The sequence below is a fragment of the Pseudorhodobacter sp. genome (assembly GCF_034675685.1).
Taxonomy (GTDB): domain Bacteria; phylum Pseudomonadota; class Alphaproteobacteria; order Rhodobacterales; family Rhodobacteraceae; genus Pseudorhodobacter.
The window spans coordinates 88,690-104,702 of the sequence record NZ_JAUCDA010000019.1 but is presented as its reverse complement, the minus strand read 5'-3'; the positions used below and the strand labels follow the sequence as shown (position 1 = coordinate 104,702).

8 protein-coding genes are annotated in these 16,013 nt (G+C 65.9%); all 8 read right to left on the bottom strand.

The annotated features are described in order from the left end of the window. Positions 1–197: 197 nt before the first annotated feature. Positions 198–1,265, bottom strand: a complete 1,068-nt coding sequence (locus VDP61_RS17100) for a hypothetical protein (protein ID WP_323008073.1) — start codon at positions 1,263–1,265, stop codon at positions 198–200. Beyond that, positions 1,265–9,286 (bottom strand): peptidoglycan-binding domain-containing protein, encoded by an 8,022-nt coding sequence (locus VDP61_RS17095; protein WP_323008072.1) that lies wholly within the window; start codon positions 9,284–9,286, stop codon positions 1,265–1,267. Before VDP61_RS17095 ends, VDP61_RS17100 begins: the two co-directional genes overlap by 1 nt. Beyond that, entirely contained in the window at positions 9,223–9,606 is a 384-nt protein-coding gene (locus VDP61_RS17090) for a hypothetical protein (RefSeq protein WP_323008071.1), read from the bottom strand. Before VDP61_RS17090 ends, VDP61_RS17095 begins: the two co-directional genes overlap by 64 nt. Continuing rightward, the gene (locus VDP61_RS17085) at positions 9,603–10,802 is read right to left on the bottom strand and encodes a hypothetical protein (RefSeq protein WP_323008070.1); all 1,200 of its coding nucleotides are present in this window, start codon (positions 10,800–10,802) and stop codon (positions 9,603–9,605) included. Before VDP61_RS17085 ends, VDP61_RS17090 begins: the two co-directional genes overlap by 4 nt. 93 nt (positions 10,803–10,895) lie before the next feature. Next, complete coding sequence (locus VDP61_RS17080; protein WP_323008069.1) at positions 10,896–11,270, bottom strand: hypothetical protein; 375 nt, start codon at positions 11,268–11,270, stop codon at positions 10,896–10,898. Continuing rightward, positions 11,267–13,333: a hypothetical protein gene (locus VDP61_RS17075; protein WP_323008068.1), complete on the bottom strand. Its 2,067-nt coding sequence runs from the start codon at positions 13,331–13,333 to the stop codon at positions 11,267–11,269. Before VDP61_RS17075 ends, VDP61_RS17080 begins: the two co-directional genes overlap by 4 nt. Next, complete coding sequence (locus VDP61_RS17070) at positions 13,323–14,933, bottom strand: hypothetical protein (protein WP_323008067.1); 1,611 nt, start codon at positions 14,931–14,933, stop codon at positions 13,323–13,325. The genes VDP61_RS17075 and VDP61_RS17070 overlap by 11 nt, the downstream gene beginning before the upstream one ends. After that, positions 14,933–15,994: an AAA family ATPase gene (locus VDP61_RS17065; protein WP_323008066.1), complete on the bottom strand. Its 1,062-nt coding sequence runs from the start codon at positions 15,992–15,994 to the stop codon at positions 14,933–14,935. The genes VDP61_RS17070 and VDP61_RS17065 overlap by 1 nt, the downstream gene beginning before the upstream one ends. Between the last annotated feature and the right edge of the window lie 19 nt (positions 15,995–16,013).

Here is a 16,013-nt window from a genome sequence, read left to right as displayed (position 1 = left end):
TAGCAGGGCCGATCGCTGCGGGATTTGACCTTTGTCAATACGACACAGAATTGTTGTAAAAAATCCAGCCCTGCCCTTCGTGGCAGGGTCGACAGCAATTTGACCCTTGGCAGGGTCTGCAACGGCTTGACCCTTGGCAGGGTCTGCAACAATTTGACCCTTGGCAGGGTCGGGCCAGTCAGAACACTGGCAATCTGTCAAACCACGTGCAAACCCACAGTCAGGCCCCTGGGCATTTCGGGCGGCATATCGGGCAAGGCAAGCGCAAGCTGCGCAAGCGAAAAGCCCCAACCCTGCGCCCCGACCGTCAGCATCACAGTGCGCGTTTCCGGCAGATCGGCAAGCGTATGAGAAAGGCAAAGCTTTGGCTTTCTTCCCTGCCAGGACGCCTCGAAGCAGCGCGCAAATATTACCAATTGCGTCACGCTATAGGCCATGATCGCCCGCTCGCGGGCGCGGCCTTTCAAACGGATCACATCAATACCGGCGCGCGTGGGGGCAAACTCACTGATCCCTGCCAACAGGTCAATCCGGCCGTGCTGGGTAACCTGCAGCGTCACCGTTGAATGGTCCTCGGCCATGGTCAGCGCAAAGGCGGTCTGCATCGGATGGCTTGCCCCTTTCAGGCGCTGAACAAAACGGGCAAGCCTTTGATCGGGCGGCGGCAGGCTTGAAACCTCGTCCAGCGCATCAAAACCTGCAATCGCCGCGTCCAACCGCTGCAACGCCCGATTTCGATCAAGGTTACGTTTGCGTTTGGTGCTGTGGTTGGACTGCAAAATCGGCCATTTGACCCGGCCCCGCAGCCAGCCCAGCGCCCGGCCAAGCTTTCCCCTGGCCGGGATCGGCCAGTTCATTTCCGACAAAACCGAGGTCGCAAGGGACGGCGCTGTATCGGGCAATGCGGCGCGCGCGACCGGAATCGCCTGCGCCACCGCCCTGTCAATCTGCTGCGAAACGCCGGTGATCAGGGCTTGCGCCTCTGGCACCTTGGCCCAGTTTGCAACCGCCCCCCCCGATGACCGCAACGCAAGCGTGGCCATATCCAGCTTTATCTCCGTCAGGACAAGCGTTTTGAGATCATCCAGCTTTGGAAGCATGGCTGTTGCCTCTGCCATCCGGGGCGTTTTCATCCAAAGATGCCCATCAAGACAAACCCAATCGCCCCCGCCCTTTGCCCCCCCGCCCTTTGCCCCCTCAGGCAAGGCCGAGCGCAGCCCCCCCGAGGCCGCGACGACAAAGCGCATTTGCGGTTCGGTTTCCATCATTGCCCCCCTTCGGCAAGCAGGGCGTCAAACTGGTTTTGCGTCAAGGCGCCTGTCGGCTCCAGCCCCTGTTCCCTTTGCCACTGGCGCAGCGCGGCCCGCGTGATCGGCCCAACCGCACCGTCAATGCCACCTGTATACAGCCCAAGTGCCGCCAGCGCCGCCTGCACGGCCCGCGCATCCGCCTTTGTCAGGGGCTTAAGCGGGCTGTTATCGGCTTTCCCCAAGGCTGGGGCAAGCTGGGGCGAAAACGCAGGATCAGCCGCAGGGTGCGGCGCTTGTTGCGGCACCTGTTGCGCGTCGGGGCCCGAACCCGGTTGCGCTGCATCTTTTTGAACCGCAGGCGCAAACGGGCCTGCCAAGGGGGCGATCGGGACTGCCTCTTGCGCAACAAGCCGTATCGCGTGGTCAGTATTGACGCGGTAAAAATCCTGCTCGGTAAGCAAAAACACCGACCGACGGTTGCGCCCTGCGAAAAGCGCGATTGGCCGCCCCTCGGTCAGACCCGAGACCGAAACACCAAGCGCGCCCCCCGCCCCCAGATCAAACCCTTGCGCCGTCACGGCAACGGCCAGTTGCCCCGCCCTGTCCGGCCAGCCCGCCGCATTGGCAAGAAACCGTGGTCGGTCGGTCACATCCATCACTTCGACCCAGGTCAGCGCCTTTTCAACCTCGGTGCAAGGCACCACTATCTGCACGCGGCCTTTCTGGCCTTGCAGGGTCAGCGTGGCCTTGTTCGGGTCGCGCATTTCAATCCGCAAGACCGGCATCCCCTCTGGCAGCCGCGCCGCAACCGCCTGCACCGCAGGGCATTGTGGCGGCCCAGCGCTGGCCCCGGCCAAAAGCGCCGGGCCCACAGGCAAGACCCCGTCCGCATCCACGATTTGCGGCGCGCCGCTGGCGCTGCGCATCAACGCCACCGGCTTGTCGCGCGCATAAAGGCCCTGCGCCCCCCGCGCACCGATCACCGTGGCCCCGATCCGGGTCGGAACGATAATTTCCCCGCTTGCCATCCCCATTGGCGCGCCGGTGGCGATCAGATCGGCAAAACGACCGGCCTCCAACACCCTGCGCATTGCCACGCCATTTGCGGCGGTTCCGCTGGCTTGCGGGCCGCTCTTGCCCTGATGCCATTGCCAGATCGTATCGCCGCCGGTCCAATCGCGGCAGGCTTCTGCCCGGCGCAACGGCCCTGCAGCGGGCATCACCTGATTGGTTGCACCCTCAAGGCACAACAGCCCTGCCCCATCCGCATCCCGATCCGAGGTCAGGCCCGTTACCGCCCCCGGCTGCTGCCCCGCCCCGCGTGTCGCTGCCTGCACTCCGATTTCGCCTGCGGGATGGCGCCACCATCCGTCAAGCGACACCAGTTCAACCTTGTCGCCGAACGGGGCGGCGATATGCATATAATCATCCAGCGACAAGCGCCCGCCATCCAACCCGATCGGTTCGCCCTTGAAGACAATCTCAAGCGCGCCGCGTTGGCCCGGCACAGCCCCCGTGCGCGCCCAGGTCCAGAACTCTGGCACGTCGACCAAAACACGGTCTTCAAACGGGTCATCCGCCAGCCGGGCAAACGCAGCGCGGTCCACCGATGCCGCCGGGTTGCCCGCAAACACCCGCCCATCGCCACAGCGCAGGGCGATCGGCCTATCCGCCTGGCGTGGCGCGGCCTGCACGGTGCCATCCCACATCTCGATACGGTCCAGCGTGCAATCGGCAAATCCGGCCCGGTCATCAGGCGTCGCCAGCATCAAGCCAGCGGGATCAATCGCCAATGCAGAACGCCCCACCATCCCCGCGACCCCGGCAGCGGTAAAAGCCTGCACCCCGCCACCCGCCGCCGCCAGCCCCTGCACCGTATCCACCGGCAACCGCCCCGCCCCCCACGGCAGCAGATGCCAGACATCATCCTGCCCCCGATAGTGTGCCACAGGCACGCCCTGTGCCAGCCCGATCCGCAGCCGGGCCGCATCCATTGGCAAGAAACCGCGTGCCCGCTCGGTCAGGCTTTGGGCCTGCGCCATGCCCTCGGCGTTCCAGCCGGCTGGGGTTGCCAGCAGCGCCCCCGTGCCGATACCGTGCAGCCCCTTGGGCAAGCCTTGCCCCTGCCCTAAAAACGCATCCGCCGTCTGGCACTGAAAGCCTGTCACACCCTCCACCGGGTCCAGCCGCACAGGGTGCCCGCCTTGCAGCCGGGTTGCGATGGGCGCATCGGCCCACAGCTCTGCCTCGATGCCTGCGCACCGCGCCCGGTCGCGCAGGCGGTCATGCGGCAGCCCGCCCCGCAGCGGCAGGCTTATGCCCCGCGTCGCCCCATCCGAAAGCAGATATTGCCCATCCACCCGCCCATCGCCTTTGGTCCAACGCCAAAAATCATTCTGCACAACGCGGCGTCTGGCCAGCCCGCCCGCATCGGCGCAGGCCTGCGGCGCCGAGATCGCATCGGGCAGTTCAAGACAGCCCCCGCGCGCGGTTTGCGCCAAAAGCTGCCGGGGCAAAGCATCTGGCCTGCCCAGCACCGGCACCGGGTCTGCTGTGCCGGGACCCGTGGCAAAAACAGCATCAGAGGTGGCAAGCCCCGCCGTTTCGGTCAGCCTGCGCAGGCCAAAATCAGTACCCAAAAGCAGCTTTCCCGCCTCGACATGCAGCGCACGCACCCGGTCAAACGGCAAAACCTCATCACGCGCCCAGTCAAAGGCCGCCGCGTGCGGGGTGCCATCAAGCCCGGTCACATTCATCACCGCCTCGGCAAGGCCGTGCCGAAACGACAGCGCAATCGGGCCAAGCTCGGCTGCGCGCCTGTCTGCCCAGGGTTGCCGGCCGGTTTTCGGCGGCACCCAGCGCTTTGCGCTGCGGTCCCATTCCAAACGCCCGGCGGCCGTGTTGGCCCAGATCACCGATTGCCCTGCCGCCACCGCCAGCGCATCCAACACCGCCGCCCCGCCGGGGTCGGGCGCCTGTGGCGGCGCAAGGGTGGCTGCGGCCAAAAGCCCGCTGGCCGTATGGGTGCCGCTGCCCGTCACCAAAACCACGCCCGCGGTATCGGCGGCCATCGCAACCAACCTGTCAGCCTCAAAGGCAAGCCCATGCCCGGCCACGCGCCAACCTTCGGCGGCGTTGATCGGCACCACCTCGGCCCGCCCGGCCACCCGCTGCCAGCGCCGCCCGCTTTCTTGCGCCAGCAGGCGGGTGCTATCGGGCGGTTGCGCGGGCTGCCATGTGCCATCGGGCGCACGGGCCTGCCAAGCGGCCCCCTGCGCGGCAAAAAGCTGTGCCCCCTGCTGCCCCAGATGATCGGTTCCCACCGGCACCCGGTCCGCGCCTTGCAAGCTGTTGACCGGCACAAGGCCAAGCGGGGTCAGCAGCACCGCTTGCCCCGAGCTCGCGCCGATCCCCGCCCGACTGTCAAAGGAAAACCCGCGCGGGCCAAAGGCGGGCACGGGCTGCGCCCCCACATCCAGCGTTGCCGTAACGCCACCACCGCGCAATCGCTCGGCAAAGGTCAGCGGCCCGCTGGCGGCCTCGAACCGGTCCATATCAGCAGAAATCGCCCCGGTAACCGCATCAACCCCCACCCCCGGCAACAAGAAACGCCCATGGGCCAGACCGTTTGCGGGGGCAAAGGGCTGAGCCAGCACAGGGGTTATGCTTGTGCCATCCTGAACATGCCACAGCCCATGCCCATTCAGCCAGGCAAAGCGCTTGTTGCCCAGATAGGCCGCGCGCCCCGGATGTGCGGGCAAGAAAAGACCATCGACAAGTGCCTGTTCCAATGGCAGGCGAAGCGCTGTCGCACCGGTCCCGAAACGCACCTGGCGCGCCGCCTTGTCCCAGCCAAGCCAACCCAGATCGAACGTGGCCCAGGGCTGCAACAGGGTGCTGCCCTCAAGCGATACCGAAGGGACAGGGCCACGGATCAAAAGCTGCCCCGATGGGCTGTTGTCAATAACCGGCGGTGCCAGCCATGACCTGCCCCCCAGCACCGCGACCCGCTGCCGCATATCCGAAAGCCGGGCCAAGGCTTGCGGCATGTCGGGCAGCATTTGGCGCAATGGCGCGCGCGACACTTCGGCCAAACCGTCATCAAGCGTGATTTCACCTGCGGTCGTTATCAGGGTTGGCGCAGATGGCAGGCCGTCAACCTGCAACAAATGCACAGCGGCAGGCAGGCGCAAGGGGCTGTGTACAGTGGCCTGACAGGGCTGCGGCACAGGTTTGGGCAGCGCAGCAATCGCGCGGGCCTCATTGGCGCTGCCGCCACTGCCACCAACGGGCAAGCCATTGGGCGCCAGCAAGGGCTGCGGCAGGGGCGCGGTGCATTGCGACACCCAATCAAACCGAAGCGCGCCAGATCTGGCCAGCGCCCACCAGCCGCGCCGCACAGCGCCCTCTATGGTCAGCTCGCCCGGATGCAGGGCCACCGTATCAAGCGGCAGCCGCAACACGGGGTCGATGCTGCGTGCAGCCTCATGCGCCCAGATGCCACCCTCGGGGGTCAGGGCATAAACCTTGCCGTCCCGTGCCAGCGACGGGGCAAGCAGCGCGTCACCTGTGGGGGCGAATACCTTGTTTTCACGCAGCCGCAGCCCCTCGGGCGTGGTCAGCGCCAGCCCGGCCCTGTAGGGCTGTAGCGCCTGCACCTGCGGCAAAACCTGTTCGGCCTTGCCATTGGCAAGGCGCCACAAGGGCCGGCTCGGGCCTTCCCACAGCAGCACCTCGGCCCCGGTCGTGAACAGCCGTGCCGCATCGGTAATCAATGGCCCGGCAATCTGGCCCAACAGGCGGGCATCCGCCCCCAGATGCAGCAGGCGGTCAGGCTGCAACAGATAGCTGTCAGCGCCCCCAGCCGGTTCCCCAGCCGGTTCCACGGCCCGAATGGTGTCGGCCGTCATGGCCAGCGGCGCTGCGGTGGTCAGGCTGCAACGGGTCTGATCCGCAGCGGTACAGCGCCAGAGCGCCAGATCGGCGTCGATGCGCCACAGGTTGCCATCGCGGGTCAACGCCCAGTCAAAATCGGTCCCCGGCACATAGCGCCAGCTTGCGGCATCAAGCGCAATCCCGCCCCTTACCCGATCGGCGTTGATACCATACACGGCCAAAGGCGCCGCCGGATCGCCATCGACCAGCAGCAGTGGGGCCGCGCCCTCGGCACGCGCCAGTGACCAGGCCTGTTGCGCCCTTGGCAGCGCGACCCGGCCCAGAAAGGTCATGCTGTCCTTGCGAAACACTTCCAGATGCTGCGTGCCCAGCACCGCAAACAAGCCACCGCTGACCTGCATGTCGATCACTGTTTCGGGCGGCACCGATATGATCGGCAGGGGCGGAAGGGCCAGCCGGGAAAACGCAAGCCCCTCTGCCACCCTTTCCCCGCGCCACCCTGCGCCATCGCCATCCCAAACCGTGGCAAAGACGCCGGCCGCACCGGCAGACACATCAACGTCAACCTCGGCAATCTGCGGCGGCGCATTGGCAAAGGGCAGACGGCCCCATGACCGCGCCCCGGTATCATAGCGCCACAGATCGGTTTCGCCTGCAAAGACCACCTCGGAGATTTGCGGATACACCCGGCGCAGCACCGCCGGGTCGGGGGCGGTGTTCGGGGCTGCCAGAACCGGGCGCACGCTGCCGCCCTGCCAGCGCTGAACCGCGCCATTCGGCAGCAAAACATGCACGGCACCCGCCACAGTATCCACCGCCAGCGCCCTTGCCGCAAGATCGGTTTGCCACCGGATCGCCAAGGGATTCGCCGCGCAGCCCGTCTGAAGCGGCAGGTCAGCCAGCAAAATCGACCGCAGGCGCCCGCCATCCAGCCGCAGCAAATGCCCGTCCAGAACCTCTAGCCGGCTGTCGGCCCCCCCCGCATCATCAGTCAGACCGGACCAGCGGCGCTGCGCGGGATCATAGATCGCCGCCGCCGTCGTGGTCAGCACGAACACCCGCCCATCCGGCAAATCACGCGCGTCGATCAGCGCGCCGCCCGGTGCCTCGCCGCCCAGAAACAGGCAACTGCGCCCGTTGCCCAATTCCACCGCGTGCAAGCGGCCATTTTGCCGGGCAAGGTACAGCGGCCCATTCGGCCCGGCCCATGCCCCCAAGACCGTTTCGGTCTTGGTTGACACCACGGTTTCGCCGAAAAGCAATTGCCCACCCGAGGCCCAGATCGGTACGCCGCCCTGCACCGAAACCATGCGCACATCGCCGCGCCCCCCCGACCATGCCGCCGTGAAGCGGCGCAGATCCGGCGCATAGCGGATCACCTTGCCATTGCCCGCCAGATAAAGCTGACCCTGCGCAACCTGCGCATCTGTCACCTCATCGCGTGCGATGGGTGCGCCCGGCCCCACACCCGACACGGGTTCCCAATCGGGCCCATCCCGCTGATACAGCGCCCCCGAAGGTGTAAGCGCGTAAAGATGCTGCTGCCCCAGCGCCAGATCGCTTATCTGGCTTTCCGGGCCTTCAAACGGCCCGAACCAGCCGCGCTCCGCCAGATCATAGCGCCAGATCGCATTCGCCTCGGCAAAAAACAGATTGTCCTGGGTTCCGGCCATTGCTTGCGGTGCCAGCGACTGTGGCAAGGGGCGCCCGGTCAGGGGTTCGGCGGCGTTGGGCGTGCCTGCCAACACCCGAAACGCGGCACCGTCCTGGGTCACCACATCAAGGCTATCACCTTGCGCCTGTGCAGATCGCAACGGGGTTTGCATCGTCAGATGGGCCGAAAACAGAACCTGCCTGTCGGGCCAGTCGCCCGCAAAGACGCCCAGATAAACCTGCCCCTTTGCCATATCAATCGCCCAGATCCGGCCATGCGCCGCAAGCACCCTGACCGAACGCGCATCCGCCAGCCCACCCGCCAATGCCGCCACCAATGCAGGCGGCAGGCTGGCCGGGTCTTGAAATGCATAGCGCCGCGCCTTTGTGTCATGCAACAGCGCGCCCTGTGGCCCCAGCATCACCACCGTTTCCCCCACCTGAGCGCCCGCCACAAACCGCACACCGACAGGCAAACCGGGGTCCGCAAAGGCAAGCGTAACCGGCACGGCGGGGGCCAGATCAAGCACCGCCCCGTCGCGGTTCAAGCCCAGAACCTGCCCGCCTGCGATTGGCAACACCTGCCTCAATGGCACCGATAATTTGCGGTCGTCACGCAGGTTTCCGCCGCTGATCGTCGCAAAACGACTTGCTGCGGCGAAATGGATCACCGTTCCATCGGCACTGGCGTGATAGGCATCAACCGGGCGCGTTTCCAGCGCCTGCCAGTTGCGGCGCACCGGATCATAGACATGCACCCCGGCCTCGCCCAGCACAACCAACCGGCCCGCCTGCATTGCGGCATGGTCAACCCGGGCCTGCGACAGGCCGGGCGACAGCGCCGTCTCACCCGCCAGCACCGACAGCACACCGCGCGGGCTGACCGACAGGATCGACAAGCAGCCGTCACCTTGCGCGCAGCCCCCACGGCGCAGGGCAAGCAGGCCGCCATCAGCCGTCAGGTTAAGATCATAGATATCCCCCTCGCCGCCCGCCACCGCCTCACGCAGCGGGGGGGTAGAGGGGGTAACGCGCTCCAGCCCGGCAGGGCCGCCCAGCCAGAACGCACCGGCGGCAAAGTGGATGCGCGTCGGCGCCATTTCGGCAGAGCCGCGCGCGGGCAACGGGTACCAGCCCCCAGCGTGCTGATCAAACAGCCCAAGCCCCTTTGCCCCAGCCGCCGCAAGCATCCAGCGCCCATCTGCCGAAACCGCCCAGGCCACAAGATCGGCCTGCGCGACCGCCGTGCCGTCCGGGCCAATCCAGCCCGCATCCGCCAGCACCACCTGCCATTGCCCGGCCTTGCGCGCCGCAAGCCCGCCGCGATCGGTCACGGCAAAAAGCGTACCGTTCAAGGCACAGGGCGGCAAAGCGGCCCCCGGCTGATCGCCGCAGCCCTGCGACAGCAGCGACAGCGCCCCTGTCAGCCGGTTGTCTTGTGGCAGCGCTTCCTGGGAAAACAGTTCCGTTTCCGTATCATAGCGCAAATCGTACCATCTGTCCGGCCCAGAAACGCATCATCACCCAGCATCACCGCATCGGCAAAGGGGGCCGCCGCCCTGCGAAAATCCGACAATATCCGAGGGTCAGCGACAGGGGCCGCGACCGGCGGGTCAAAAAAGCCGCGCGTGCGCTCTACCGCCGCCAGCGTCCAGCCCAGCCCAGCCAACCCCAGCCCCGCCGCCGCCACAACCCCAAACAGCACCGGGTCCAATCGTTGCAAAGGGCGCGGCCAGTTCACCCGGCGTTGCTTGCCAGCAACCCACAGCTTTGCCGCTGTCTGATCCAGACCGCGCCACCGGGTCATGCGCGGCCTGCTTTCATCGGGCGTTCACGGCCGGTTAGCGCAAACACCTCGCCCCTGATGCGGGGGCCGATATGGTCGGCAAATGCCTCGGCCAAAAGATCGTTTGCGCCGGGGTGATGGGTTCTTGCCTCGGCCTGCGCCGCCCAGAACTCAAAGGCGATCAGCGACTCGGCCTCGGCCAGCCTGATCGTTTCGGCCGGGTCCGCCCCGGCACGCCGTCGCGCCCAGACATCGAACCAGACCAGATAACACGGCTGACCCGTTTGCACGGCGGCCAGGGCGGCCAGCAAGGTGTTCACCGCTGCCGTGGATGCATCGCAGCCCCCGCCCGCCAAGCCATCAGCAGCCGCAACGGATGCGCACGGCCCCAGCGTTGCCCTGCGGCAATCCTCGGCCAGCGCGCGCCATTTTGGGGCCGCAAGCCCCGATTTCCGGGCGATGGTTTCCACCAAGGCGTCATCACTAACCCCACCGGCGGCAACACCGCCTGCACCTGCCCCCATAACTGCGGCAAGACGCAGCAGGCACAGCGTTTCCAGCGCTGCAACCAGATCGGCCTGCCGCCCTTCGGATAGCTGCAGCGCCACCTGTTCGCGCCTCAGTAAAGCCGCCAGAGGCCCGGCACCCTGACCAGCCTCGATCGCACAGATCACGGCAATTCGCGCCGCATCGCGCAAGTCCACGGCCACGCTGCGCACTTGCCCCGCCCGCAGCCCAACCCGCCGCAAGCTGCCATCCCACAACACCAGAACCGGGGCCGCCTTGCTGCGCAGCAACAGCCCGATACCCGCCGTCTGCGCCCGCCGCAAAGGTGCCGCCATGCCCAGATATTCAACCAGCACAAGCGCCGACAGCCCCAGAACCGGAACCAGCCAGACCAGCCCCCCCGGAAAAGGCGCAACCCAAAGCAAGCCCCGCAGCGGTAGCCAAACCGTGTCATGCATCACATATACCAGCCGGGCCGGGCCATCGGGCCGAAACCAGACCGTAGCCACAGCCGCCACCAGCAGACCGGCCAGGCCCAGCATGGCCGCCACAACGCTTGCACGGCGCAGATAGGGCCGCGCCCGACCGGGCACGCGCAAACCTGCACGCAACATGCTGGACCGGCCCGCAGCCGCCACCTGATCGCCCAGCTTCGGCTTCGCCGCCAGTTTGACAGCAGGAACTGGCAGTAAGGGGGGCCCGGCAGTCATTGCGGGCCCCACTGGCCTTGCAAGGGGCCGGGTGCAGCGGGCGCAGGCGATACTGGCTGGGTTTGCGCCAGAGACAGGAAGAACCCGACAATCTCAACCCGCCAATGCCACAGCGCCCAGCCCCCCCCCCGCAACAACGGCAAGCCCGAACAGCCCCCAGACCACCGACCTGTATTTTGCCCAGACCAGTTGCCAAAACAGCCGACGGCGCAAACGCCGATGCGCGGCCTCGACCGGCTGTATTTGCGCAGCCGCATCCGAAGTCAGACGCCGCGCCGAAACACGCATGGCGCCATAGTCAAGCCGCTTGGCAAACTCTGCATCAATACGGTCGCCGGCGCGGGTGATATGCGCCGCCCTTTGGCGCATATCGGGTACCGATGGCAGAGCCGCCGAAAAGGCCGCCTCGGTTTCGGTAAATGCCTGATCAAGGCGCGCTATGGCCGCGTTTGCCCCCCTTTGTGTCATCGGCTGCGCAACCCTTGCAGCAGCCGCTCAATCTCGGCGCGATGCTCGGCTATGCGCGATTGCGCATCGACAAGTGTGCGCTCGCCCGTCTCGATCTCGGCCAGGACATCGCCTACGAATGCAAGGCGGCGGGCCGCCTGCGCGGCGGGCACATTTGCCAGATGCTGTGCCGTGCGCTCGGCCTTGGCCAAAACCTCATGCGCCTCGGTGACGACAGCGTCAACACCCTCGATCCGGTCCCTGGCCGCAACCAGAAACGCCAGCGCCCGCCGAATACGGTCATGGCTTTGCGTGATTTCATCCGCCACTTCGTCCATCAGGGCGCCGATCTGCGTTGACAGATCTTCTTTCCCTTTGGTCCAGGCCCCTGCAAGAGTCGCAAGATCGCCCTGCACCCGGTCGGTCAACTGGCGCGCGGCCTCGCCTTCATACAGATCCTCGGCAAGGCGCGTCAGCACCGCCGCATCCGCCAGACGCGGCGAACGGACCAGCATGTGATCATTGATCCAGCGCAATTGCAGGTGCAGGGGCGCGAACCACGCCGCATCCAGCAGGTCCACCTCCATATCAAAGCCAGCCTCGGCGGGGGGCGAAAAGACAAAAACCGGGCGTGCCGCCTTGTCCTCGAGCACGGGGGCCGCGTCAGCGAACAGGTTGCCCAACACCAGCCGCATCGTCTGGTCAAGCTGCCCGCCGAACGAGGCGACCGGCGGGTCAAGATGGCTGCGCAGCGGCACAAAGATCAGCGGCTCACCTTCGGCCCCGGTCATGGCGGCGGCAGAGGGGGGGTCAACCCAATAGCAGATCGGCCTGTCTTCGGTTTGCCCGCGCCAGTAGAATTCCGGCAAATGCCCCTCAATCGCCACCACAGCCGGGTCATACATCACGAAATGCGCAGGCCCGGCGCGGCCTGCGGCATGGGCGGTGGCAAATGTCAGGCCCGCGTCAAGCTGCATCGCGGGGGGCATCCGGCGCAGCCCGTCAACAAGGGCGGGCAATTGCGCATCGCTGAACCGCAACAGGCGCAACTGCGGCGCGGCCAGGGCGCGGATCAGTGCAATCTCGGCTTCTCGTTCCTCGATTTCCTCGCGCAACTGTTCCACATCGGCATCTTCGCGCATCCGGTCTGGCAAGGGGCGCAGCGCCATGCGGTAGCCAACCGGGAACCGACGATCCGCGATCTGGGCTGCAAGCGACTCGGCGGCGGCCTGTGAAGGCTGCACATCAAGCAAGCGCAACGACAGCCAGTCGCCCGTATCCGGTGCGGTTACCAATGTTTCAGCGGGGATAAACGCGGCCTCATGCGGCAAGGCATAGGCCGTCACCCCGGCAAACAGCAGCAAATCGGCATCGGCAGCAAGCTGCCCGGCCGCGACCAGCCCGCGCAAAACATGCCCGGCAAAGGCGCGGGCTTGCACATTCAGCCCCCGCCCATTGGCAAGGAACAGCGTACCGCCCGGCGTCTCTACCGGGGCCAACAACGTCAGGCCTTGCTTTTCGGCAGCGATACCCGCGCGCAAACCGTCCAGCGTTGCACCATCCTCGGATATATCAGACAGCCGCAGGATGGCGATGGTCTGCGTTGCATCCGTTCCCACGATCAAAGCCGCGTGACGGCTGCGGCGGATGGTGGTTGCGGCCAGGTCTGCGACTTGCTCTGGCGGCCCTGCGATGACCGCCAGTTTTTGCACCTGCAACGGCTGGGTGCCATCGGCAGGTTCTGCCGCCAGATACAGCACCGTCATCGCCGCAGCCACCACATCCAGCGTTTCGGCAAGATCACGCGACGCGGCGCCGATCTTTGACAGATCACGCGACTCTTGTGTGGCCGCCTGCAACGCCACCGCAATGGCGTCACGCAGCGCGCGAACCTTGGCCTCGGGGTGATGGGGGGGGCTGTTCCAATGCGGCAAGAACAGGGTCATCGTGCCATCTGCACTAATGGCACAGCGCAGGTTCGCTGCCTGCGCTGCCGCAAATTCCGGGGCCAAAGCGGCCATGAAGGCCAACGCTTCATGCGAGCGCAGGGCCGCAAGGCGCATGACTTGGCGGTTATCGGCCATCCAGCGTCTCCAGCGTCAGGTCGATCATCCAGGCCGACAACAGGCCCAGGGTCTGCGACAGGCAAAGGGCGGCGTCTGCCTCATCGGGGGCTGGCAGGTCAATCTGGCTGAGGGCAGGCGCGTCGCTGATCGCGGTAAAGACCGCGCCGCGCGTCAGGCGTTCGGGGTATAACAGGGCTGCAAACAGCGCGCCCTCGCCTGCATCTTGCCGCAAACCGGCCCGCAACTGGGCCCGCAGCGCGGGCCAGTCAGCCAAGGCACGCGCGCCCTCAAGGCCAGCGGCAGGAAGACAGACCAGCACCAGATGGCGCGCATAATCAGCCGGGCGCGGCACGGGCGCAGGCCCCGTGCGCTTGCGGCGCATTCGGCGCGCGCGGTCTTGCAAGCGCCCCAGCCCCAGCCCGGCAAGTGCGGGCAAATGCCCGGCAAACCCATCGGCCGCCGCAAGCGCATCCGCGCCCGGCAGCGTATCGACAAAGCCCGGCAACAGACCCGAGCGCATCAGCATATCGGCGCGCTGCGGCCCTGCAAGCTGCATCGGGTCCAGCCCCGCACGCAGACTGACATCTTCGGTCCGCAGCACCGCGGCCATCGGGCAAACCGGCCCGGCCTCGGCCCAGATCAGATCGCTATGCGTCAACCCCAGTTGCGACAGGATCAGCCGCAGCCGCAGCCCCGCATCGGCCCAAGCGGCCTTGACCAGCGCGCCAGCGCCACTGGCGCCTTGCGCATCGCAAAAGCACAGTGACAACAGATCGCGCTTGGGGTCGCGCAATGGCGGGCGGTGGCGCACCAGCACCCCTTCATGCAGCAGCCGGTTGGCAAGCACGGGGATCGGCATGATCAGTTCCGAAAACACCGCATCCGGGAAATCTTCAATCCGGCGCGAGGCGCGGATGCCCGCAACGCCGCCTTCTTTCGGGCGAATCCCTGACCGCTTGCGCATGGATTTTGCCCGCGCCCGTTGGCGGCGCTGCCGCGCAAGGGGGGCCTCTTGAAATTGGGGTTCTGTCTCGAACAGCAAGCGGCACAGGGCGGCGTCAGGTTCGGGCAACAGGCGGCGCGCTTGCCCGGCCACGGGGCGTACAAGCCCTGCCCGCACCTCGGTTGCATGGGTGGCCGCAGCGTGCAACGCAACCCCGGCCACCACCCAAAACCCGCGCCCCATAACCGCAGCATCGCCAAGGGCGGCGTTCACCGCAGCCTCGATCTGCCGTGCCTGATCGCCCGGCGGCGCCTCATCCGCAAGGCCAAGGTCGGCGGCCCCGAACAGGGTAATCTGCCCGACCCGCCGTGCCGCATGGCGCAAAATGGGTTCGGCCACGCTTACGGCAAAAATCGGCATGGCTGCCGCCCAAAAGGCGCTGCCCACCTGCCCCGCAATCCCCAGCGCCTCACCCGCCCGCACAAAGGCGCGGCCCCAGTCCTGATCGGCACCGGGGGTCGGGGTGCTTTCAAGCCGGGCCAAAGCCCGCGCCAGCCGGGGGGTAAGTGGCACATGCCGTTCATGGAATGCCGCCAACACCCCCTGCGCACGGGCAGAGGTGGCCCGACCAGCCCAGCCATTCGGCCCTGCTATGCGCATCCCGACAGAAGGCATCACTTGCCCAACAAATGGTTGCGCAGCTTTGTCACTGTGCCGGTATCTTCGGCATCCAGCCCGAAATCCAGGATCACGGCCAGATCAATCGGTTCGATGCTTGGCGCCTCTCCCTTGGCGCGGGCTTGGCGCATCAAACTGTTTGCAAGGATAACGCCCGAAAATTTCACCAGCCGCCGGTTCGACATTTGCGACAGGTCCTTGCGGCGCAGCTCTGCCACGATATCGGCAAGGCGGCTGAACAGCGGGCTGTCTTGCTGAATGGTCAGCGCCCCCGAATGGGTCAACGCATCTACCGTATTGCGGTAGCTGTCAAAATCTTCCAACAGGCTAGAAAACTCATGGTCTTCGGGGCCGCGTTTGGGCGCATCATGTGTTTCTTGCCAGGCGGCACTCACCAGCGCCGCAAGCCTATCGGGCTGTGGCCCGACATTGTCCAACCGGCAACGCAGCAGAAATCGGTCATAGACAGCGCCCAGACCTTCTTCGCGCGGCGGCTGGTTGGTGGCGGAAAACAACAACCGCATCGGCGTGCGATGCACCATGCCCCGGTCATGAAACTTGCGCTCGTTCATGAAGGTCAGCAGCGCGTTCAGAATGGCACTGGAGGCATTGAAGACCTCGTCCAGAAAGACAACTTCGGCTTTTTGCATCATGCCGGCATCGGCGCGCAGCATCGTATGGTCATTGAACAGCTTGCCCAGATCGTAATAGCCAAACAGCTCTGACGGTTCGGTGAACTGGGTCAGCAGATATTCAAAATACCGGGCGTCCTTTTGTTCTGTTCCAGTCTTTTCTCCGGTGCCGCCGGCAAGTGTCAGCGCCTCATCCTCCAGCACGCCAACCAGATTGCAAAAGCTGCGCACCAGCCGCGATTTCGCCGTTCCGGGCGGGCCGATCATCACCATCGCCTCGCCGGTCAGGGCCGCAAGAATCATACAATCAACCGCAGATCCCATCCCGTAAAACCGCGCGTTCAGCCTTGTTTCAAGGTCGACCAAGGCCGCAAACGTCGTGCGGTGGCGGCTGTAGATTTCAGAAAGTGTTTTGGGATCAAACATATGCAAAGACTCAAAAGGG